The sequence below is a fragment of the Paenibacillus shenyangensis genome, from assembly GCF_000346635.1.
GTDB classification, from domain to species: Bacteria; Bacillota; Bacilli; order Paenibacillales; family Paenibacillaceae; genus Saccharibacillus; species Saccharibacillus dauci.
Genome location: NZ_AOIG01000011.1, coordinates 123,833 through 146,039 on the forward strand (window position 1 = coordinate 123,833; position 22,207 = coordinate 146,039).

The window sequence follows — 22,207 nt, forward strand, 5'->3', positions numbered from 1 at the left end:
CCGGACACAGTCAGCCGGATGATAACGAAAATATGGATTCATAATACGCATCGAAATGAAAGCTGCATAAAATAGTAAACAGATCGGCGCTGCTTTGTTGATTAACCAACAGGGAAGCGTCATTTTACTGATTGAGGCGATACAGATGTGTTTGTATCATATTCATAAGGATGTTGGTTAGTCAACATTTGTTCATTTATAAGATTGGATAACAAATGAGGAGGAAATATAATGAGACTGGAAAATAAAGTAGCTGTTATTACAGGTGCCGCTTCGGGAATGGGTAAAGCTTCCGCAATTCTGTTCGCCAAAGAAGGTGCTAAAGTGGTCGTATCCGATCTTCGTCAGGATACCGCCCAGCTAACCGTGGACGAGATTGAAGCAGCCGGAGGTACAGCGATTGCGCTTGCGGTAGATGTTACCCGTGAAGAAGATATCCAGCATATGATCAATACGGCAATCAGCACATACGGAACGGTTGATATCCTGGTGAATAACGCAGGCATTATGGATAATTTTGTACCTGCAGAAGATCTGACCGATGAATTGTGGTCGCGCATTTTCGATATCAATACGACCAGCGTTATGCGTGCCACCCGCAAAGTAGTGCCTATTTTCAAGGCAAAAGGCAGTGGCGTAATTATTAATATCGCTTCCAACGGCGGACTGAATGGTTCCCGTGCAGGCGCAGCTTATACCGCTTCCAAGCACGCGGTTGTCGGATTCACACGCAATGTGGGCTTCCAGTATGCGACGCTTGGTATTCGCTGCAATGCGATTGCTCCAGGAGCCGTGAAGACAAACATCAATACGAGTATCACTGCACCGAATCCATTCGGCCAGCAGCAGGCTATGCTGGGCATGGGGTTGAATCCTAAAATAGGCGAGCCCGAAGAAGTCGCGGCAGCAGCTTTATTCCTTGCTTCGGATGAAGCGAGCTTTATTAACGGTACGGTACTCGTAGCCGATGGTGGCTGGAGCGCCTACTGATCATCCGTCTGTGCTTATACGTATAGAAAATGTACCAGAACGGACGCTGCATCACCTGAAGAGCACCAAGAACCCCCTTTACCCATGCCATACAGACTGGATTTACTCTTCCATTTCGGGCATGTTAAGATGAACGCATAAGCGACATTTTATAATATGCTGTATCTAGCTGTCTGGTGGTTGTATAGTAATCGAAATGGAAAAGGGAGGTTCTCTTATGCTGCTCTGGAACGGCAAGCTTGTTAATGAAGAAGAGGTACATGTATCCTATCATGATCGTGGTTATTACTTTGGGGACGGAATCTATGAAGTATTCCGTATTTACCAGGGACATTTGTTTGAAAAGGAAGCTCATCTGGATCGTCTGTATAACAGTCTCGCCGAGATCAAAATCCAGATTCCGTGGAGTCGGGAAGATCTGTCTGCCCAGCTGAATCAGCTCCTGGATACATTTGGTGAACAGGATGGGATGTTATATCTGCAGTTGACCCGCGGCGAAGCCAAAAGAGCCCATGCTTTTCCTGTCAGCAGTACAGCAGTAATGCTGGGTTACTGTGAGCCGCTCGCTCGTCCGGTCGATGCGATTGAGAACGGTATTGCTACGATTACCTGTGAAGATATCCGCTGGCTGCGCTGCAATATCAAATCACTGAATTTACTGCCGAATACACTGGCCAAGCAGGAAGCTGCCGAAGCCGGAGCGACTGAAGCTATTCTGATTCGTGCGGACAATACGGTTACCGAAGGAAGCTCATCCAATCTGTTGATCGTCAAGGATGGCACGATCTATACGCATCCCGATGGTCCGCTGATCCTTAGTGGTATTACCAAAAAAGTCATTGAACGTATCGCATCCGAATTGCAGATTCCTTATGTGGAGCGTAGATTCACCCGTGAGGAATTGATGGCCGCTGATGAAGCGATGATTACCAGCACCACGATGGAAGCAGCACCAGTCATCACGATCGATGGTCAGCCGGTAGGCACGGGTACACCGGGTCCGGTTACCCGTCGTCTGCAGGAAGCCTATCTGCAGCAGGTACATGCTTTGTTAGCCGGTGCCAGCCCAGCTTCATAAAATGAATCAACGGATAAGGAATAGGGAGATCTAATATCGTATCTGCTATTTTGATCATTGCTGTGCAGTAAGGCGAATAATCTAACCATACACCCAATCCTAGTTATTTATAGTGAAAACGGTCAGCGATATTGCTGATCGTTTTTTTGTCTGTATCCTATTTTCTAATTCTTGATCTTCAATGTTAAATATTTGTTTTCCTGATAGTTGCTTGTACATTCTGCTTAAGCGTATTTCTTTTGTTCAACCTTATCTGTAGATACTTCAACTTTGTAGTCGCAGGAAGAGACGATCTGTAGATTATTCAGTTTTTTTTACAGATTGTTCATTTAGCGTAGTCTTCCTGCATATTAAGATAAGAACACGATAACGAATGATCAACCAGGCCAGTGACTGGAAGAACAGAGGAGGCTCCGCTGTGGAGATTACGTATAAAAAAGGAGAAGTTGTACAAGCGAAAAAGCGGAAGATTCATGCAGACGGAATCAAATTACTGTTAATGACATTACCATTCATTATTTTTGTAATCGCTTTCAGTTATGTGCCTTTGTTTGGTTGGGTATATGCCTTTTTTGATTACCGGCCGGGTATTCCACTGAGTCAGACTGCTTTTGTCGGGATAGAGCACTTCCGAGAGATGCTCCATGACCGGGATATGCTCCGGGTCATGATCAATACGCTGGCACTCAGTCTGCTGTCGATCCTCGCAGCTCCGCTGCCGCTGGTCCTGGCGATCATGATCTCGGAAGTGAAGAGTGGGTTTTTCAAACGTCTGATCCAGACGACTACAACATTGCCCAACTATATCAGCTGGATTATCGTGTTCTCACTGGCATTCAGCATGTTCAGCTCGGAGGGAGCGATCAATACGATTATTGCCCGATTGGGATTGAGTGATACACCGCTCAATGTGCTGGGCAATCCCGATCATGTATGGCTCGTACAGACCCTACTGCTGATCTGGAAAACGATCGGCTGGAACGCCATTATCTATCTGGCAGCGATCGTCGGCATAGACGGCGAACAGTACGACGCAGCCAAGATCGATGGAGCAGGTCGGTTCCACAGTATTGTGCATATTACGATACCCAATATCATGCCTACCTTTATCGTGCTGCTGCTGCTGGCAGTGAGCAACCTGTTGTCCGCCGGATTTGAACAGTATCTGGTGTTCAACAATATCATGGTTGCCGACAAAATTGAAGTGCTGGATCTGTATGTATATCGTCTGGGACTCGTAACCAATGATTATCCATATTCAACAGCAGTTGGTATGTTCAAGTCGGTAATCAGCATTATCCTGCTGTTCATGATTAACAGCCTGTCCAAAAAAGTCAGAGGCGAAAGTATTATCTAACAGCAATTGTGATACGCCGAAAGTTCTGAACACATAATGATAGGAGCAAGTAATAGTGAATCTGCCAATGCATATGAATTGAGCTGGTATTGTTCATCTTATTCATACCATATTTGTACTTGTTACCATGGGTAACCGTAGGTATGGAATTACAGCCGGAAGGAAGGAATACGATGGAAAAGACAGCCGGGGTGCGTACCCGTAAACCGATCAATTGGTCGGATATGACCTTCAGTGTGGTCAATTATACGCTGTTGACGATTTTGCTGATCATCACAATTTATCCGTTTTATTATATTTTCATCTATTCGATCAGTGATTCATTTCAGGCACAGAGCGGTGTGTTTCTATGGCCTGCCGGATTCTCTTTGGAGAGCTACCGGGCGACTCTGCAGCTGAATGGATTGCAGGAAGCAGCAGTCGTTTCTGTGCTAAGAACGATTGTCGGTACGATTCTAACCGTGCTCTTCTGCTCCTTTTTTGCCTATCTGATTACCAAGCGGGAGATGCCCCTGCGCAAGCTAATCTATCGTTTTGTACTGATTACGATGTACTTTAACGCTGGTTTTATCCCATGGTATTTGACGATGAAGGCGTATGGTCTGCAAAATAACTTCCTGTTATATGTGCTGCCTACCGCACTCAGCGGATTCAATATTATTCTGATCAAGACGTTTATCGAGCAACTGCCACCTGCGCTGGAAGAATCCGCGAAGATTGACGGAGCAGGATATTTTACTATCTTTACCCGGGTGATTTTCCCTTTGTCTACGCCGATTATCGCTACGATCGCGGTATTCGCTGCTTTGGGACAGTGGAATACCTGGTTTGATAATTTCTTTCTCGTGGAAAATCCGAATCTGCAGACACTTCAGCTGGTACTGTACAACTTCCTCAACCAATCCAACAGCATCTCCAGCATGAGTGCTGCCGAAATGACCAACTCGGCGGAAGTGCGGACTATGACACCACAGTCAATCCAGATGACGATCACCATGCTGGTTACTCTGCCAATCGTAGTAGTCTATCCAATGCTGCAGCGCTTTTTTGTCAAAGGTATTATGATGGGTGCGGTCAAAGGTTGAGGCTGGCATATATTTATCCGGACAGGTAAGATAACAATATCAGGGGGTTGGGTTATGAGAAGAAAAGGTAAGGGCAGAGCAGCGGCAGCATTGTTACTTTCATTTATGGTAACGCTTACAGCTTGTTCAGGTGGCGCAGAAAATACAGCTGGTAATGCCAGTCAGACTGGTACAGCAGACAAGAACGGGATTGTAACCCTGCGTGTACTTGTCAACGAGACCGGTACAAACTGGAATACGTATCCCGACAGCGATATTGCCAAAGAAATCGAGAAAAAAGTCGGTGTGAAAATTGAATACGTCGAAGCCGATGCCAACAAAATGAATGTGCTGCTCGCTGGTGGCGATCTGCCGGATATTGTGCGTGCCGATCCGACTCAGTACGGCAAACAGCTAATTGACGGCAAACTAATTATTCCGATGGATGATCTGCTAGGCAAATACGGCAAGGATATTCAAGAAAGTATCCCGACCGTTGTGGATTATAGCCGGGATAACTGGAGCGAAGGACAGAAAAAGCTCTATTTTCTGCCACCACAAATTCAGGCGGACCCAAGTCCCATCTATCCCAATCTGACGATTGGACCGACTATGCGCTGGGATTACTACAAGGAAGCAGGCACGCCGCCTATCAACAGTACCGATGATCTGCTGAATGTACTCCAGCAAATCTCCGCCAAGCATCCGACCACCGAAGAAGGCAAAAAAATCTATGGTGTATCAATGTGGCAGGACTGGGGATTATGGCCTTACATTATTCCATTTACATGGATTACCCAGCAGAGCGCTATCGGTAGCTCGGATCTGTTCGCCAAGCCGCTCGGTGAGCATCGTCTGATCAATGTACTGACCGACGAGAATTCCAACTACTGGGTAGCGATGGACTTTTATAACAAAGCCTATCGGATGGGTCTGCTGGACCCGGATGCCCTGACAATGAAAAATAATGATTATATGGCCAAGGCAACAGCCGGGCAGTTCATTCTCGGACCGGCTACCTGGGCAATGGGTGATTATAACGCCAAGTATGCCAAGGACGGCAAAGGATTCATGGTACTGCCGGTAGGCAAGCAGGCTTGGAGTGGCGGAGTTCGTCCCGTAGGCTGGGCCGACAAAAGCTATGCCATTTCCAAAAGCTCCAAATATCCCGAAAAAGCAATGGAATTCCTGAACTATATCCACTCCTACGAGGGTGCCCGAACCCTCTACAGCGGAATCGAAGATACACACTGGAAAATGGAAAACGGTAAACCCCAGTTGACCAAAGAAACTATCGATATGAAAGTCAATGGCGGTGATGCATGGGAACGTACCGGAATCGCGCTTGATCAGAATCTGATCGGTCTCGGTGGCAGCGTGATCGATCCCAAAACCAAGACGCCAGTTAACCTGTTCTCCACCGAAGAAGCGATGGCAGCAAGTTCCACTGCATTGGAAAAAGACTTCAGCAAGCACTATGGGTCTTCTTATCCGGGAGAAGTCGTCTCCAAAATGGTGCAGGAAGGCAAGCTTCAGGACGAGAATACCCCACTGCAAAATATGACTGCCGAAGAAATTGTACAGGAGAATACGGTGGTGCTGCCTGTACTGAACGATGATCTGCTCAAGCTGGAGACCCAGCTAAAAGAACTGGCAGCACGTACCGCAGCAACGATGATCCTCTCCAAGTCGGATGAAGATTTTGCCGCAAACAAGCAGGATGCTATTGCAGCGTTCAAGGCAGCAGGTGCAGATCAGCTTACTCAATTCCTGACGACAGAATATAGCAAAGCGCTCCAAACAGCCGGTGTAAAACAGTGATCAGCCAGCATAATACAGTTCGATGGTCTTAATATCGACTTTTATTATGCACTATAAAATAGAGGCAAATAAAACAAAATGATCAAAGACAGTACCTCTAAAAAACACGAAAAGACCGGCATCCTGTAAAGGTACCGGTCTTTTGGATTGCGCTGGTTCGTTATTAGCAGCTGAGCGATTATTGGATATTTGGAAAGAGCGATGATACAGAGCATAACCTCCCAGCACAACGGTCATATAAATACTGCTGGCTATAGAGTCTGCAGATAATTCAAAATCTATATCAGCGACGGCTTGATCCTCTGGATGTGAACAGGGTTTTGTGACTGGTGCGTGTACCGGAAGTGCGTGCTGCAGGAACTGTGGCAGCAGGTACAGGAAACGCTTCTTTAAAAGAACCAGTGCAGCTGTTGCAGATTCGTCCCTGGCGAATCGGTTGACGGCAGCATTCACAAGGGAAGGTAAGCTTGGGATACGTAAAGGAAAACTTGCCTTCTTTGATAAATTGATACAGCTCTGTAATCTCCACATTAGCAGCCTGGCTGAGTTCTTCGGTTGTGCTATTTGGGTATCTCCAGAGATGATCCATACAGCGTTTCATTGTCGAATCCAGTTCGTTACTGCATCCGTTACACATTTTACGAAAGTTCTTTTGATATACCGTGCCACAACGAGGGCAATAATCTACCATTAAAGTCATACGGATCACCTCTTTCTATTCGTCATTATATTAAAATTAATTGGATAATTAGTAGTTAACTAGGTCTATGTGTTCATAGGTCTATAATACTATCTAAGTAGGGATGTAGCAACATAAATTATGTGTAAAGACTCATACATTTTAGTTCCATAGACTTATATAACTATATTTACCAATTTGACATGACAATGGTATATATACATTGGAGCATTCTCGAGAATATCCAGAAAAAAAGTAAGCAAGTGTGTTTCCATCTCATTTTTAATATACACAATTATGCAAAAACGAATCAGGTATTAATTTCCAGATTCGATTTTTCAAAGACATATCAAAAAACAGACGTACCTCGGCAGCAAGCCATGTACGTCTGTTTTTTGTGATTTTGGATAAAAGTATTTGTACGCTTCGAACTTCTTGCTGTCTCCAAAAATCAAGAAGGAAATCGGTAGAGGACAGGGATCATTTCTGTACTAAGCAATTGCTTATCAAATAGCGGTGCAGATTTCGATAAAGTGTCCATCGGGATCTGCCACATAAGCGACCGTCTGTCCCCATGGCTTGGTCATGGGCTCACGAATAACAGGAACCTGCTGACTGCGAAGCTCTTCAATTACGGCAGACACATCATCTACGACAAATCCGACTTCAAATGAACTGGCAGCAGGCACGTCTGTTGTTAGTCCCAGATCAAGCAGCTCGTTGACAGATTCGCGCGTATTGATGGACAGTGTAGTCGCTCCTGTATCAAACTCCACATACGTACCAGCTTCCATTTTGATAGGAAGTCCGAGAATATCCCTGTAAAAGCGCATCGATTGCTCAAAATCATTCACATACAAAATCACATATTTCATCGCAAGTTTCATTGTCCTGTCTCCTCTGTAATCATAATTGGTGCCTGGCATTGTGTGTACTCTGTATCAGCAATGCGGCAGGCACGCTTTCCTTTATTTTATCTGTATGTACATATGATAGATTGTAAAAAACGGTCAATCTTCTACTTCCCAGCATGAATTTACGAGCTAATCGACTTGAATCGCTCCCTATTATTCAACTTTGGCAGAAAAAGTTTACAAATCATCTGCCGATTGCCTGATCTGACTGGGTGTCAAACCATAATATTGGCTGAACGCCCGATTCAGATGGGACTGATCGTAATACCCATGAGCCGCAGCCAGATCGCTGAATCGTAGTCTCGTTATCGTATCGGCAGAAGCGGGCTGCCGTTGCCAACTATGCAGCAGGGACTGGAAGCGAATAATACCGGCAATTTCTTTTGGCGATATTCCCAGTTCCTGATCAAACAACCGGCGTAGGGTACGTTCGCTGTAATGCAGTTCTGCAGCAATTCCCGGAAGTGTGATATTGCCATGCCGATAATGGATATAATGCAGTGCCGCAGTGAACAGGGAAGAAGGAACCATAGATTGCTGCTTAAGCCTTTGGCATAGCCAACTGTCGAGCAACCGGAGACGTATGCTCATCTGATCAGCACAGAGCAAGGATTCAATCAGATCATTCGCTGCCAAGCCATACAAATCCTGCATCGTTACTTCGTTACCATATAGCAAACCAGCCGGGAATCCAAAGATTCGTGCAGCTTCTCCTGCGTATATTCGTACGCCCAGACAATGCATTGGGTGATCAATCTGCATGACTTCATGTCTGCACATCAGTTCGGATATCCAATGACTGCCTGTCAATTGTTCGGCAGTCAAATCAAAGATTATATCTATGCAGCCATCGGGAATGATGCGATGCTCCTGAGGAACAGCACCAGGAGCAGCATATGAGCACCAATGGCAGGCGACGACCTGACGCAGCATGGGAGCCGGGAGATATTCCTCATAGGTGTACCCCTGATGCAGCAGTGCACGCTGGATCTCGGGAGGCTGAAGCGGTTGGAAAAAAGTCATCGATTATCCGGCTCCTTTCTCTATTGGAATGGTATATCACCTACATATATGGGCTGTTTGTTACCAGCATAAGTGCAGCAGCGTCTGAGAAAAGTAACTTTTCCGTAGTTCTCTAGGACTTACATTATGCTCAATGATTTTCCAGTACATCCAGTATACTCTCCTCTGCTTAAATGACACTTCCTTTTTCTGTCGCCCAAGAGAATTAGTCGATCAAATAAATACTTTTGTTATTATCATATTGATATTAACAAAAGTTCATGTTATTCTAAATCCAACAACTTATTATCATAATGTTAATAACAAGAGAGAGGGAGTATGTATAATGTTCGGATTACGATTTGCGAAATTTCAGCCCAGTGACTATGTGATGAAGATAAAGAACGGCAAGATTGTTAAAGAAGGCGTGGGATTATCCTTTTACTATTATGAGCCGACAACATCGGTAGTAGTAGCTCCTGTATCTTCGATTGATGTGCCATTTATGTTCGAAGAGATCACCCATGATTATCAAATGGTAACTGTACAAGGCCAGTTAACCTACCGGATTACGGACTACCGGCAGACGACCCGGATTCTGAACTACACGTATAATCTCAAAAAGAACAAGTATATCTCTGATGATCCGAGCAAACTCTCCCAGCGTGTTATCCATATTGTCAAAGTCCTGATGAAAAAGCGGATCGAGCAGATGCCGCTGCGGGAAGCGATCCAGTCCAGTGAATATCTGGTTCAGAATATTACGAAAGAGATGCAGGCCAGTGAAGAGCTGCAAAAGCTCGGGATAGAGATTATGGGCCTGTCTGTACTCGCCATTTTGCCCAACAAAGAGACAATGCGAGCCTTGGAAGCACGGACGAGAGAGCAGATTCTGCGAGATGCCGACAATGCTCTGTATGAACGGCGCAATGCCTCGATTGAGCAGGAGCGTCGGGTACGGGAGAATGAACTGAGTACCGAGATCGCTGTAGAGACCAAGAAACGTCAGATTCGCGAGACCCAGCTGGAGGCCGAACGATCGGTAAAAAGTAAGCAAAACGAAATGGAGCAGGAGCAGCTGCAGTTTAATACCGGCCTGGAGGAGCAGAAGCAGACGCTGATCGAACTGAGTATTGCCAATGACAAGGCTCAGGCGGATGCGCGTGCGTACGAATTGTCTGCAGTCATGAAGTCGCTCGAAGATGTACAGCCAAGCGTACTGCAGGCGATGGCCAATATGGGCATGAAGCCGGATCAGCTGATTGCGGTCGCTTTCCAGGGATTGGCAGAGAATGCCAGCCGGATTGGGCAGCTTAATATCACACCGGATCTGCTGCAGGGACTGATGGGTGATGCGGGCAGCCATTCTATAAATGCTAACGCAGAACGGGGAGGTCGGACGAGATGAATCAGCGAATGACCGAGAACAAGATTGTTCTCGTACAGCGACGTACCCGGCTGCAGGAGCTTATCGTTCGCTACAATACCATTCAGCAGGCGCAGTTCTATATCGAGCGGATGGGAGCGGATTTTGATGATTATGTACAGGAAGATCGAAGATATCATCAGGCACTGGATGCGGCACTGGCAGAGCTGCAACCGCTTGGCCGGGTGCAGCGCCTGGACCGTGAGCACGTACCCAGCTTTATTTTTGGGCCGGAAGATGTGGTTGTAGTACTGGGACAGGACGGACTGGTCGCCAATACGATGAAGTATGTGACCGATCAGCCGCTAATCGGTGTGAATCCGGACCCTCAGCGCTGGGATGGTGTGCTGCTGCCTTTTACCGCCAGAGATCTGGGAACAATCGTACCCGAGGTATTTCGTCGTCAGCGGCAGGTCAAGGAAGTAAGGCTGGCGAGAGCCGAGCTGAATGACGGACAATCGCTTACCGGTGTTAATGATCTGTTTATCGGTCGGCGCACCCATGTCTCGGCACGATATGAGATTACTATAGGTGAACGCCGCGAGCAGCAGTCATCCAGCGGCATTATCGTCTCGACGGGAATGGGTTCAACCGGCTGGTTCAAAAGCGTAATGGCAGGAGCAGCAGGCATTATGAAAGCTGCCAGTCAGCAGGAGCTGCAGATGAATAGTTACGATTCTACTTCTTTTTCCTGGGATGCACCTTACCTCTATTACAGTGTGCGCGAACCTTTTCCGAGCCGGACGACAGCTGCTGAACTGATTTTTGGAAAGATTGATGGCCAGCAGCCGCTGAAGATTGTATCGCAAATGCCGGAGAACGGAGTTATTTTTAGCGATGGAGTAGAGAGTGACTATCTGGAGTTCAATTCGGGGATTGAAGCGACGATCAGCGTAGCACAGCAAAAAGCGCATCTTGTAATTTGATGCGCTTTTTGCTGTGTCTGTATATGCCGGTTAGTGGCTTGTTCATCATCTTATTTGATCCGAACAATCTGTGTATCTTCATATGTGGATGTGCCAAGCGGCTTGACAACCACTTCGAGAGAATCGGGTTCATCCAGCAGATTGCTATAGTACACATGCTCGAATGTATAAGGGTCGTGACTGACGATCCGGCTGCCCAGCGGCTGTAAAGTAATAGACTGGCCATCCTTTTCGGAGATGACCCCTCTTGGACTAAGCCATATCTCGTCCCTTTTGGCCTGTTCAGCAGGTGTATCTTTGTCAGCAGTAAAGCAGACACGCATCTCCAGCGGAGACAGCTCTACACGGGATAAAACGACCCTATGATTGTTCCACTGTATGACCTGATTGGGATAAATAATCTCGGTCTCCTGGGTACGGAACTGGGGAGCCAGCGAGAAGTGAACGAGCAGTGTAGGTGAATAGCGGATACGTCCCGGCTCGGAGGCCGAATCGGGTGTGATGGACATGATCCGAAATTGGGCAGCGATTTCCCGTGGAAAGTTCTGACGATGATCCAGACGCATCGTTGCTGTACCAAAATACTGCTGACGGTTCTCGTTACCGTTCGTGCCGTTCATGCGCACACGGGATGCATTTACTGGCTTCCCTGTAGCAATATTGAGCAGTTTGACGCTGCTTACACGGGGAATCTGGCGGCTGTCATTCGTTTCTGCGGTATACAGCAGAATTAGCCGGTTCTCATCAGCAGTTACTGCATTGACTGTCAGTTTGTAGCCTTGCTGCTCGGCGGTTTTGTTTACCATCTGAATATAGTTATGCTCCACGGCAGAGACGAGACTCTGATTATGCACATCATCCGACTGATAAGCATGGAATGGCTCCAGTTCTCCCCAGCTGGCTGCATAAGTATTCAGATCAGGTACCGGTCTTAGCCAGGTGGTTATCAGCAGGATCATCATAACAATAGTGGTCGCTATAATAACGACCAGCAGTCTGGCATCCCACCATTTTCTTCGTTCAGGAGGATCAGCTGCTTTGCTCTGCTGTAAAGGGATAGAGTCGGATACAGGTACCGACGGATGAACAGAAGGCTGTGTTATAGGCATGCGATCGGTCTCCGCCGGCAATATTCTTTTGTCATGATCGGTCATGCGGACAGTCCTCCTGTTCGTTGGTAGTTGTCTGCTATGCAGGATAAAGCAGAACCGTCTGTTATTGATTTCATTCTAATTTTACCTCGTTCTGCATACATAGTTCCAGCTATTTCTGGTAATGTTATGCCAATTTCATGTCGTTCATTATGTAAAAGCGCCCTAACTGCTGCAGGTACACAGAAGATAGGACGCAAGAGAACCGTAAAAGGTTACATTATACTTTAAATTCGTTGATCTGAGCCTGCAGCTGTTCAGCCGTATCGGCGAGTGAAGCGGAGGAAGTAGTGATCTCTTCCATCGAAGCCAGCTGTTCCTCGGTAGCTGCCGACACGTTCATGGTACCGGAAGCTGTCTCCTCGGTGATCTGGGAAATTTCTTTGGAGAAGCGCACAATCTCTTCGGTGCTTGCAGACATTTGTTCGGCACCTGCAGAGACATCTTCAATATCGCCGGCTACCTGATTAACAGCTGCCAGAATATCCTGGAAAGCATTACCAGCGAGGGAAACGGATTGAATACCTTTGCGTACTTCCTGGCTGTTTACATCCACCGCCTGAATAGCGCGGTAGGTTTCTCTCTGGATCGTACTTACCAGCTCGGTAATCTGACGAGCAGATTCAGCGGATTGTTCAGCCAGTTTGCGCACTTCATCGGCTACTACAGCGAATCCACGACCGGCATCACCGGCACGCGCAGCTTCGATAGCGGCGTTCAGAGCAAGCAGATTGGTCTGGGAAGAAATACCCGTAATGACATCAGTAATATTACCAATTGTTTGTGAACGCTCACCCAGTTCTTGAACCACATGAGCCAGAGAAGTCATCGAATTCTGGATGGAGTCCATCTGCGCTACAGCATCACGGATAGCCGCATCTCCATCGGACGATTTGGAAGCAGCTTCAGCTGCAGATGTGGATACCGTCTGTGCACGAATCGCAATTTGCTCTACGCCGATCGACATTTCTTGCATCGCCTGTGCGGATTTGGCAGTCAGATCCACCTGGCGTGTTGTACCTTCAGCCACTTCCTGAGTCGTCTCGGCAATCTGACGGGATGCCTGGGTATTCTGCTCACTGCTCGCCGTCAGCTGCTCGGATGAAGCTGCGATCATCTCGGAAGTCGAAGCGACAGATTCAATCAGATTACGCAGATTGTGGGACATTTTATTAAAGGAATCAGCCAGCAGACCGATTTCATCACGGTTGCGTATAACGATAGGCTCGCCGGACAGGTCACCACTGGCGATTTGCTCGGCAGCATTTTGCAGGGATTTAACTGGACGGGAAATCAGGCGAGCGATGATGACAGCAACCGCAAGAGCTAACACTATTGCTACAATAGTCAGAATAAATACAATTCTTGAAGTAGAGTCAGCCGATTGTACAGCAGTAGCCGTTGTGTCTGCCGATTGGGTGTTTTCCAGTGTAATCAGTTGATTGATTGCATCATTAGCGCTCACCCAGATTGGATAGGCTTCATGATGGAGAGTAAGAGATTCTTGCGTACGATTATTCAGACCCGCGTCAATCAGTTTGGGAAGTATAGCTACATATTGATCATAGTTGGATGTGAATTGTTGAAACATTTGTCTTTCTTTATCCGTTTGAATCAATTTCTCATAGTCTGCACGTTCTTTTGTAATCTTTTGCAGAAGTGCATTGTAAGCGTCATTCAGTTCTTTTAACTTGGCAGGATCTGGTTCATAGAGGATATTCAGTGATAGCCGCTCTACATCGGAGATATCGCCGTTCAATATGCCGAGTAAGGCAACACTTGGCATGGATTTGGAATTTATTTGTTTCAGTTGTGTTCCCAGATTATTGATTCCGCTTGTAGATAAGAAACCTACAAGGGCAAGCAGTAAAACTACAGCGATAAAACCGGACAAAAGCTTTGTTTGAATATTAAATCTCATAAATTCACGCTCCAGCTATATAATATAATGTTGTGTATGTTAGTCATGTATATATATCGTCCTGATCATCTAAAAATTTATACATAAAATTGCAATTTAGCCAGCAAAGAAGAATTTGAGTAAATACATCGAGAGGGAAGCCGTAGATTCACCAAGTAAGCATATACAATACAAAAATATAAATTTATTCATATAAATGTATACTTTAGAATTGAATTTCAATACAGTAAGCGTTATCATCAGGAGAAGAAAGCAGTTATTAATCATCCGACGAAATGGAGTGTATACATATGCAGCATCATCAATGGGCACCTTATCCGCCACTGGGCTGGAACAGCTGGGATTGTTATGGAGCCGCTGTTCGCGAAGAGGAAATTCGAGGAAATGCCGAATATATGGCAGAGCATTTGCAGGCATTTGGCTGGGAGTATGTAGTGGTGGATATTCAGTGGTATGAACCGGGAGCAGTATCTTCTGCGTACCGCTCTTTTGTCCCTCTGGAAATGGATGAATACTCAAGACTGATTCCGGCTGTTAACCGTTTCCCTTCTGCAGCAGATGGACAAGGATTCAAGCCGCTGGCAGACTATGTACATAGCCTGGGACTGCGATTTGGTATTCATATTATGCGAGGGATACCGAGACAGGCTGTACATCAGGATACACCGATCAAAGGAACTTCCGTAACAGCCCGTCAGATTGCACACCCTAATTCGATTTGCCCGTGGAACACGGATATGTACGGGGTGGATGCTTCGCAGGAAGGTGCCCAGGAGTATTATGATTCGCTATTTGAGCTGTATGCGCAATGGGGTGTTGATTTTGTCAAAGTGGATGATATCGCTGCTTCCCGTCTGTATGATACTCATTTGGCAGAGATCGAATTGATTCGCCAGGCGATTGATCGCTGCGGCCGTCCGATGGTGCTCAGTCTGTCTCCGGGTCCGGCACCGCTGGAATATCATGAGGAGCTGGCAGCAAATGCGAATATGTGGCGGGTGACCGATGATTTCTGGGATATCTGGCCGCTGCTGCATGCCATGTTCGAACGCTGTGAGAAATGGGCACCGTATGTAGCAGAAGGACAATGGCCAGACTGTGATATGCTGCCTCTCGGTCATATCGGGATTCGCTCGGTGGATGGAGGCGGAAGTGATCGCTGGACACGATTTACCCGTGATGAACAGCTGACGATGATGACGCTGTGGTCGATTTTCCGTTCTCCACTGATGTTCGGGGGTGAACTGCGGGATAATGATGCATGGACACTGTCTCTGCTTACTAATGATGAAGTACTGGAGGCTAACCGTAGTAGTCGTAATGCCCGTCAGGTTTTCCGGGATGAGCAGGATCGGATTGTATGGACTGCAGAGCAGGAGGGCAGCGAGGACCGTTATGTAGCACTATTTAATGCAGGCGATGAAGAGGCGTTGGTGCGTGTGACAATGGATCAGCTGAATATCCAGGGAGCGGTGCAGCTGCGCAATCTGTGGGAACGTTCAGATGCCGGTGTCGTGCAGGGAGAGATTGAAGTGAAGCTGGCACCGCATGCGGCAGTCTTTTACCGATTGAGCCAGGTATAAGCCTGTCAGGTAAGCATGGATAAGGATTAGAGTCTGACTGTAAAATATGCTATGATTCATGGATGTGTGCAGCATAGAGACAGGAGGATAACAATGGCTTATCAGATTAGACTGGAGACCGATGATGATTTTCAGGATGCGATGGAGCAGCAGTCGGTTCTGCGCATTTTCCGCGGGGATGATTTGATAGAATCTTCGGTGAAGATTGTGCGTTTTGATGAGAACCGGATTGTAGTTCAGGCGGATATTAGTGATATGAAGTATTATGATAGATCAGAATGCGAGTTCTTTGAGCAGCGCAAGCGGCGATAACAGAATGAGTAAATAGGGATGGCTGAGTCATGGATCGTACAATAATAATATGTATAACAAAAAGAGCGGTATCCTCACGGGGAACCGCTCTTTTTGTTAGGAAGAGGGTGATTGAGACATTAGATGAACGATATTATAGGGCTCAGTTATATGACAAGCTTCTGTATTTATCAGGCAAGGAATAAGTCAGTATTCATTTCAGAAAAGAATAACAACATGTTCTCCGATCAAGCCTAAAGATCCTGGGATTAGATATTATAAATGGCGATCATAAAGATTAAATCCAAAGATGTAGCATTCTGCTTCTAGATCTTAGCGGAGCTTTAATGTATGCTTTTGCCCATCTGCTAATGCAATTTGCAAAGTATCGGGTTGTGATAGTAGGTCACTTCCAAATTCATATTCTATTTCGAAACTGCCATCATCTGCTGTGCCTCCTGAATTTCCGCCGGAACGATTGTCTAGAGGCGTGCGTTTTCCACCTTTTTGAGCTAATAAATAAAGGTTGGGGAAAACCGGGTAAGGATCCGATTTAGCAGCTACAGGATCAAGCACTATTTTAATCTTAGTAGATAATGGTGATAATTCTACTTTGGTTACTTTTAAGGTGCCTTTACTCCATTTATAAACTAAATCCTTTGGATAATATATTTTGGGTTCTTGAAGACTGAATTGTGGAGCCAAATCAAAAGGGATCTTGAATATAGGCATGATGTTAATGTCACTTTTTTTAAGTTCCAGATTATGATGATTTAAAAAGTCTATTTTTGTGGTTCGAAGCTGAAAACGTCCAATCATTTTGTGAGGAAAAGCTTGTCCTTCTTCTAGTCGAATCATACCCATTCCTTTATATAGTCTGGGATTTTCCGGAAAAGCGCCTCCCCATATGCTACTGCCTTCACTAATTACATGACGATCATCCGGACTGATAAACCGGGATATACTGGGAGCCATAACAGTTAAATTTTCCTGACTCTCAATAGTGAAGAAATAGATGATTTTCTGGCGATCCGCGGTTAAGGCGTGCAGCGTAAACGTAAGTCCATTCTGTGTAACCGATGTGTTCGTTCGCTGAATATAGTTATTTTTAATAGCTGAATTGAGTGAATCATAGATATTCATATGACTGGATAACTCCCGGAAAGGTTCCAGATCTCCCCAGTTATCATTCGCTTGTTGCTCTTCTTCCGACAGAGCTGAGGTCTTAAACAATGGACTCCACTGATTGACTCCCGCCAGAAGAATAGCAATGACCATTACAGCTGCAACTGTACTGACCACTACACGCGACGAGCGTCTCTTTAAGACTCTTCCTAACGTATGCGTACGTCTTGCAGGCTGCTGCATCCCTGCACGAATCGCCCGGATCTGCTCGAAGTCACCTGCAGGAGGCTGTTCAGTGCGCAGCTGCTCTGCATCCTGCTTCAACATCTGTTCCACATCATGTTTCATTATACCAATCCTCCTGTTTGTCCATATGCTTGCGCAGCTGCTTGAGTGCCTGGTGCTGCCAGGTTTTGATTGTGCCTTCTGGTTTGTCCAGAATACGGGCGATCTCGGGGACGGTCATGTCATTGTAATAACGGAGCAGCAGGATATGACGGTATTTGGGCTTGATCTTCTCCAGCACCGACAGCATCTGCATGCGCCGGTGATCCAGCTGCACAGACGGTTCAGGCATCTGCTCGGGTATAGGAGAGATGCGTTTGCGGCGGCGCTGTTCGTCAATACATATGTAGATCAGAATACGAATGATCCATGGTTTGAAAGCTGCCGGATTTTTGAGTATTTTACGCTTTTTCCATGCCCGGAAAGTTGCTTCCTGGATGGCTTCCAGCGCATCCTCCTTATTGCGTAGATAGCTACAGGCAATCTGGTAGAGCTGGTTTCGGTGAGACAGCACCGTCTGGTAGAATCGTTCTTCTTCGCAGGCATAATCTGCATCTACCGACAAAGTATGCAGCTCGGTGTCTGCTTTGGATACAGTCACGATGGTTCCCCCTTTTGGATATCTATACAGTATAGACGAAGCAGACAGGTCATAACGTTTTGATAAAATGACATTTATTACATGGGCAAATACAGAAATAGGATTATAATGAATATAGTTCCTGAGAACTAGAATACATGTTAAGGAGAAGAAGGTATTGAAAAGATGGACAGCATGTATCATTATACTGGCTTTGCTGCTAAGTGGATGCGGAGCACACACTTTTACCCGCCAGTCGGTTCCTAACTTCAAAGGGGACCCATCGCGCGATTACGCCAAAGTGATCCGCGAAGCGGACACGATTGTATTAAAGACAGATCAGGATGGAAGCTTTATTTACAGGGTATACGTAAATGATGAGCCTGTCGCACGAATGGATATGGTTCGATTGAAAAGGTCGGGAGACCGGTTCACCCTGTCAGATGCGAATGGAAAAAAGTTGCTTGTCGAAAAGCATCTTCGCCGTGGTATGCTGGGTCTTGCCCGTCTGGGTACAATGAAAGATAGCAGCGGGGCGACGGTCGGTTATATGAAGGAACAGCTAAGAGGACCTTTGATTAAGTCGGGATATTCATTCCAGCTGCTGGATCGCAACAAGCAAAAGATCGGCAGTACCTCCCTAATTCGCATGCCCTTTAACACAAATATCGAATTCATGAATACTCGGCATGAGCAGGAGTACAGTATTACCAAACAGTCGGGAATGAATAATACATATACGATCAAGAAATTAAGCAAGCACCCAGCGATCAATCCATTGCAGGTCATTATGATGATCTGTGTGCAGGAAAAGATTCATGTACAGGACAAGGAAGAAAACTGGAAAAAGAAAAACCAGCGTGAAGAATATGAGCGCAAAAAAGAGGAGCGACGACAGGCAAAAGTGAACAAACAAGAAAGAAAAGCAGAGAAGAAAAAGAAAAAACGCAGCAGTTCTCATTATTAAAAGGCTGGTCTTGGATAATCAGCGATATAATAATCTTACGATCTCAACTATTCAATGTTATTCTGGTAACCACCTATTCAAACAGCAAAATTCGATCAGCATGTATAAGAGTCTATAAAAAGAAAAAAGGCTTCCATCCGATTAGGGTGGAAGCCTTTTGCATGGTTAGACCGATGATTATACCTAATGACTACTCATCTATTCTTGTCTGCAGCTCACTAGAAAATAGATTGTTCGATAATGAGGTAATAGTTACAAGCTAACCATAGCAAATACTCAATCTATAATGCTGCTGAATCAACTATCCATTGATCCGCAGCTAATGTTCGTGTTATTTCCTGTCCAATCAGGCTGTAGTATGTGCAGCCGACAGGGTGTTACGCTGGATCGCACTCCAATTGTTCTTGATCCATGCCAGAGCCAGTGTACCTTCACCCGCATGAATACCTGCCACCGGGATAAAGGAAGCAATCTCAATCTGCAAACGCGGTGCCAGATGCGCAATCTCTTCTTTGAGCTTAAAAGCACCTTCCAGATTGTTGGCGTGCATAATGCATACATCGCGAATATGCTCCACATCTTTTTTCAGGATATCAAGCAGACGCAGCTTGGCTTTTTTCATCGTACGGATCTTGTCTTCCACAATGACTTTACCTTCTTCAAAGCGCAGCAGCAGATGAATCGACAGCAATTGGCTGATCATCAGCTGGGTGCCAGATACACGACCACTGCGATGAAGCTGGCTCAGACTGGCCGGAATCATGTAAAAGGACATTTCCTGAATCATACCGTCGATCTGTTCCTTGATCTCGGCTGCTGTCATGCCCTGTTGCTGCATCTCGATGCCCTGCATAACCATCTCGCGCAGTGGGAATGCACCGACTTTGGAGTCGATACCGATGACACGCACTTCGGCCATCTCGGCAGCCTGCAGGGAGGAGTTGTAGGTTCCACTTAGTTCGGATGAGCAGTGAATAGCAATAATATCATCGTATTGATCCTTGAGTTGTTCATATAATTCTATAAATTCTCCGATCGGCGGCTGAGAGCTACCTACACGGTCATGGATGCGCATCTTCTCGTAAAATTGTTCAGCGGTAATATCGATGTTCTCACGATATACTTCATCACCTGCAATCAGGCAAAGCGGAACGATATAAATATGATTCTCGCTTGCAAATACAGGATCGATCATTGCGGTGCTGTCGGTTACCCAGGCGATTGTTCTCATAATAAATCACTACTTTCTCATAGAAGATTCAACAATTCCCTGAAAACCAGCTTAGCTAGCCGCTATTTCCAAAGATTGTGAGCATATGCTTTGCAATAATTAAAGGTGCAATATTGCAAAAAATACATATGTAGTGCAAAACCTTGTGATATAGTTATTATAACCACATGTGATGTTGATTACAAACTTGATGCAAGCAGATTAGAATGATATCAAGTTACTGCAAGGCAGTATATCCGTTATAATAGAAAGAAAATCGCAGCGCTATAACAAAAGACACGTTATACGCTTAATTCGTGGCAATCAGGTGAACAGGGTCGTATACATAATGAATCTATATCCTGAATATTCCTACGAGGAGGAGAATCCAATGAAACGACCGACAATGCACTACCCCCTTCTGGATGAATTGAAGGAATGGGGCGAAGCCAAGATTAATTACCGGTTTCCCCGCTGGGAGCAGCTGCCCCAGATTGAACTGTATATGGATCAGATGGTCGCGCTGCTGGAAGGGCAGTTTCGCCAGTTCCCCGGAGATACGGGCAGCAAGCTGATTACTCCATCAATGATTAATAATTATGTCAAACAAAAAGTCATTCCGCCTACTGTGAAAAAGCGCTATTCGCGCACGCATATCGCTTATCTGATCATGATCTGCAATCTCAAACCGGTCCTGCCAATTGCCACCATACAGGCGATGATTGAAGGACAGCTGGAGGTTCGTACACTCGGCGAAATCTACAATCATTTCTGTGATGAACAGGAAGATGCCTCCAGCTATACGATGGAGCTGGCCCGCGAGGAAGGCCGTGCGCTACGCGATAACGCCGGTTCCCAGCAGGAGATGCTGTCCAGCTTCTCACTCAAAATGGCAACCCTCGCCATTGCAGGCAAGATTCTGGCAGAGAAGATTACTGGACTCGAAATGAATGAACAGGCTGAGAAAGAAGTAAAATAAATCCTAAATAGCAAGTCTGCTGTGCATGCAGCAAATACTACCTTGGGACATCCGTAAACAGGATGTCTTTTTGGTTTAATCGATGCCAAAGTGCAACATTGACTGCTTTATCATCGTTTACTTAATATGGTAATTAACCAAAAGTAAGGAGAGTGATGCTGATGATGTATATAAATAATCGTTTTGTTCCCAAAGAAGATGTGTTGATTATAGATGGTGAAGATATTATTTTGCGGGAGTTCCGAGCTGGGGATCTGGATGCCCTGCATACGCTGACATGGCAACCCGAAATCTATGGGTATCTTCCCGGCTGGAACGTTCCCAAAGAGGTACGGGCAGATTGGCTGGTCCACTATGAGATTCCCGAGAATCGACAGTTTCTCAATGCAGTGCTAAGCGGTGAAGATGTACAGGATCTATACTTGCGTCTAGCGATTTTTTCCAAAAATACAGGTGAGCTAATCGGCTGGTGCTGTACAGGGATCAAGAGTGAACTGCCTTCACCGAACCGGGAGATTGTATATGCTATTTCCAGAGATTACAGAGGTAGAGGATATGCAAAACAGGCTGTGCAGGGCATGATTATGTATTTATTTGCAAATACCAAGATTCCACTGCTCAATGCGGTAGCACTGACCGAGAATATCGCATCCTGCCAGGTCATCCAAAAATCCGGATTCACCTTGCGGGATATCATCCACATCGAAGGCGAAGAATATCATCACTATGTACTGGATCGTCAATCCTGGGCAGAGCATATTGGACAGCGCCACTGAGAAAAGCAGTTTATGTAGATTCTATACCTCCTATAAAAGGTTAATAATGGAAAGTTAATATAATTCACATTATTAACTAATA

Annotated in this window: 20 protein-coding genes; 12 read left to right on the top strand and 8 right to left on the bottom strand. The window is 45.8% G+C overall.

What is annotated here, in order from left to right:
• The first annotated feature begins 228 nt into the window (after positions 1-228).
• The 5 genes from H065_RS0110430 (at position 229) to H065_RS0110450 (ending at position 6,310) form a co-directional block, all read left to right on the top strand.
• Positions 229-990, top strand: coding sequence for an SDR family oxidoreductase (locus tag H065_RS0110430; RefSeq protein WP_026136159.1), 762 nt, complete (start codon positions 229-231; stop codon positions 988-990).
• Between the two features lie 217 nt (positions 991-1,207).
• Positions 1,208-2,068, top strand: a complete 861-nt coding sequence (gene dat, locus H065_RS0110435) for a D-amino-acid transaminase (RefSeq protein ID WP_017812999.1) — start codon at positions 1,208-1,210, stop codon at positions 2,066-2,068.
• Positions 2,069-2,486: 418 nt separating this feature from the next.
• Complete coding sequence (locus tag H065_RS0110440; protein ID WP_017813000.1) at positions 2,487-3,425, top strand: ABC transporter permease subunit; 939 nt, start codon at positions 2,487-2,489, stop codon at positions 3,423-3,425.
• A 119-nt stretch (positions 3,426-3,544) separates the two neighbouring features.
• Positions 3,545-4,510: a carbohydrate ABC transporter permease gene (locus H065_RS0110445; protein ID WP_238557931.1), complete on the top strand. Its 966-nt coding sequence runs from the start codon at positions 3,545-3,547 to the stop codon at positions 4,508-4,510.
• A gap of 54 nt (positions 4,511-4,564) precedes the next feature.
• Positions 4,565-6,310, top strand: coding sequence for an extracellular solute-binding protein (locus H065_RS0110450; protein WP_017813002.1), 1,746 nt, complete (start codon positions 4,565-4,567; stop codon positions 6,308-6,310).
• A 283-nt stretch (positions 6,311-6,593) separates the two neighbouring features.
• On the opposite strand, the gene H065_RS26955 is transcribed toward H065_RS0110450, so the two are convergent.
• The 3 genes from H065_RS26955 to H065_RS0110465 all read right to left on the bottom strand — a co-directional run bounded on the left by H065_RS26955 (position 6,594) and on the right by H065_RS0110465 (position 8,926).
• On the bottom strand, positions 6,594-7,010 hold the full coding sequence (locus H065_RS26955; protein WP_152425868.1) for a flagellar protein: 417 nt from the start codon (positions 7,008-7,010) through the stop codon (positions 6,594-6,596).
• Between the two features lie 485 nt (positions 7,011-7,495).
• Positions 7,496-7,876 carry a VOC family protein gene (locus H065_RS0110460; protein WP_017813004.1) on the bottom strand — a complete coding sequence of 127 codons (381 nt, stop codon included), beginning with the start codon at positions 7,874-7,876 and terminating at the stop codon, positions 7,496-7,498.
• A 204-nt stretch (positions 7,877-8,080) separates the two neighbouring features.
• A complete protein-coding gene (locus tag H065_RS0110465; RefSeq protein WP_017813005.1) occupies positions 8,081-8,926 on the bottom strand; it encodes a helix-turn-helix transcriptional regulator in 846 nt (281 codons plus the stop codon).
• Between the two features lie 325 nt (positions 8,927-9,251).
• On the opposite strand from H065_RS0110465, the gene H065_RS0110470 reads away from it, so the two are divergent.
• Together H065_RS0110470 and H065_RS0110475 are read left to right on the top strand one after the other, a co-directional pair.
• Entirely contained in the window at positions 9,252-10,313 is a 1,062-nt protein-coding gene (locus tag H065_RS0110470; RefSeq protein WP_017813006.1) for an SPFH domain-containing protein, read from the top strand.
• Positions 10,310-11,257, top strand: coding sequence for a diacylglycerol kinase catalytic domain-containing protein (locus H065_RS0110475; protein ID WP_017813007.1), 948 nt, complete (start codon positions 10,310-10,312; stop codon positions 11,255-11,257). Before H065_RS0110470 ends, H065_RS0110475 begins: the two co-directional genes overlap by 4 nt.
• A 50-nt stretch (positions 11,258-11,307) precedes the next feature.
• Here the strand turns inward: H065_RS0110475 and H065_RS0110480 are convergent, their stop codons facing one another.
• Positions 11,308-12,411, bottom strand: a complete 1,104-nt coding sequence (locus tag H065_RS0110480; RefSeq protein WP_017813008.1) for a DUF4179 domain-containing protein — start codon at positions 12,409-12,411, stop codon at positions 11,308-11,310.
• Between the two features lie 217 nt (positions 12,412-12,628).
• Entirely contained in the window at positions 12,629-14,329 is a 1,701-nt protein-coding gene (locus tag H065_RS0110485) for a methyl-accepting chemotaxis protein (RefSeq protein ID WP_017813009.1), read from the bottom strand.
• Positions 14,330-14,619: 290 nt separating this feature from the next.
• On the opposite strand from H065_RS0110485, the gene H065_RS0110490 reads away from it, so the two are divergent.
• A complete protein-coding gene (locus tag H065_RS0110490; protein ID WP_017813010.1) occupies positions 14,620-15,912 on the top strand; it encodes a glycoside hydrolase family 27 protein in 1,293 nt (430 codons plus the stop codon).
• Positions 15,913-16,005: 93 nt separating this feature from the next.
• Positions 16,006-16,224 (top strand): hypothetical protein, encoded by a 219-nt coding sequence (locus H065_RS0110495; RefSeq protein ID WP_017813011.1) that lies wholly within the window; start codon positions 16,006-16,008, stop codon positions 16,222-16,224.
• A 312-nt stretch (positions 16,225-16,536) separates the two neighbouring features.
• Here the strand turns inward: H065_RS0110495 and H065_RS0110500 are convergent, their stop codons facing one another.
• Together H065_RS0110500 and H065_RS0110505 are read right to left on the bottom strand one after the other, a co-directional pair.
• Complete coding sequence (locus H065_RS0110500; RefSeq protein WP_017813012.1) at positions 16,537-17,676, bottom strand: DUF4179 domain-containing protein; 1,140 nt, start codon at positions 17,674-17,676, stop codon at positions 16,537-16,539.
• Positions 17,666-18,214, bottom strand: coding sequence for a sigma-70 family RNA polymerase sigma factor (locus H065_RS0110505; protein WP_017813013.1), 549 nt, complete (start codon positions 18,212-18,214; stop codon positions 17,666-17,668). The genes H065_RS0110500 and H065_RS0110505 overlap by 11 nt, the downstream gene beginning before the upstream one ends.
• Positions 18,215-18,371: 157 nt before the next feature.
• Between H065_RS0110505 and H065_RS0110510 the strand changes: the two genes are divergently transcribed.
• Positions 18,372-19,160, top strand: a complete 789-nt coding sequence (locus tag H065_RS0110510; RefSeq protein WP_017813014.1) for a hypothetical protein — start codon at positions 18,372-18,374, stop codon at positions 19,158-19,160.
• Positions 19,161-19,506: 346 nt separating this feature from the next.
• Here the strand turns inward: H065_RS0110510 and H065_RS0110515 are convergent, their stop codons facing one another.
• Positions 19,507-20,391, bottom strand: a complete 885-nt coding sequence (locus tag H065_RS0110515; protein WP_017813015.1) for a DegV family protein — start codon at positions 20,389-20,391, stop codon at positions 19,507-19,509.
• A gap of 370 nt (positions 20,392-20,761) precedes the next feature.
• On the opposite strand from H065_RS0110515, the gene H065_RS0110520 reads away from it, so the two are divergent.
• Together H065_RS0110520 and H065_RS0110525 are read left to right on the top strand one after the other, a co-directional pair.
• Positions 20,762-21,349 (top strand): DUF1836 domain-containing protein, encoded by a 588-nt coding sequence (locus H065_RS0110520; protein WP_017813016.1) that lies wholly within the window; start codon positions 20,762-20,764, stop codon positions 21,347-21,349.
• A gap of 161 nt (positions 21,350-21,510) precedes the next feature.
• Positions 21,511-22,125, top strand: coding sequence for a GNAT family N-acetyltransferase (locus H065_RS0110525; protein WP_017813017.1), 615 nt, complete (start codon positions 21,511-21,513; stop codon positions 22,123-22,125).
• Positions 22,126-22,207: the final 82 nt, after the last annotated feature.

Excerpts from the sequence above, each read along its gene's own strand:
- H065_RS0110475 (WP_017813007.1), top strand. The coding sequence starts at position 10,310 with ATGAATCAGCGAATGACCGAGAACAAGATTGTTCTCGTACAGCGACGT.
- H065_RS0110460 (WP_017813004.1), bottom strand. The coding sequence starts at position 7,876 with ATGAAACTTGCGATGAAATATGTGATTTTGTATGTGAATGATTTTGAG.
- dat (WP_017812999.1), top strand. The coding sequence starts at position 1,208 with ATGCTGCTCTGGAACGGCAAGCTTGTTAATGAAGAAGAGGTACATGTA.
- H065_RS0110465 (WP_017813005.1), bottom strand. The coding sequence starts at position 8,926 with ATGACTTTTTTCCAACCGCTTCAGCCTCCCGAGATCCAGCGTGCACTG.
- H065_RS0110500 (WP_017813012.1), bottom strand. The coding sequence starts at position 17,676 with ATGAAACATGATGTGGAACAGATGTTGAAGCAGGATGCAGAGCAGCTG.
- H065_RS0110525 (WP_017813017.1), top strand. The coding sequence starts at position 21,511 with ATGATGTATATAAATAATCGTTTTGTTCCCAAAGAAGATGTGTTGATT.
- H065_RS0110480 (WP_017813008.1), bottom strand. The coding sequence starts at position 12,411 with ATGACCGATCATGACAAAAGAATATTGCCGGCGGAGACCGATCGCATG.
- H065_RS0110515 (WP_017813015.1), bottom strand. The coding sequence starts at position 20,391 with ATGAGAACAATCGCCTGGGTAACCGACAGCACCGCAATGATCGATCCT.
- H065_RS0110490 (WP_017813010.1), top strand. The coding sequence starts at position 14,620 with ATGCAGCATCATCAATGGGCACCTTATCCGCCACTGGGCTGGAACAGC.
- H065_RS0110450 (WP_017813002.1), top strand. The coding sequence starts at position 4,565 with ATGAGAAGAAAAGGTAAGGGCAGAGCAGCGGCAGCATTGTTACTTTCA.
- H065_RS0110470 (WP_017813006.1), top strand. The coding sequence starts at position 9,252 with ATGTTCGGATTACGATTTGCGAAATTTCAGCCCAGTGACTATGTGATG.
- H065_RS26955 (WP_152425868.1), bottom strand. The coding sequence starts at position 7,010 with ATGACTTTAATGGTAGATTATTGCCCTCGTTGTGGCACGGTATATCAA.
- H065_RS0110520 (WP_017813016.1), top strand. The coding sequence starts at position 20,762 with ATGAAACGACCGACAATGCACTACCCCCTTCTGGATGAATTGAAGGAA.
- H065_RS0110495 (WP_017813011.1), top strand. The coding sequence starts at position 16,006 with ATGGCTTATCAGATTAGACTGGAGACCGATGATGATTTTCAGGATGCG.
- H065_RS0110485 (WP_017813009.1), bottom strand. The coding sequence starts at position 14,329 with ATGAGATTTAATATTCAAACAAAGCTTTTGTCCGGTTTTATCGCTGTA.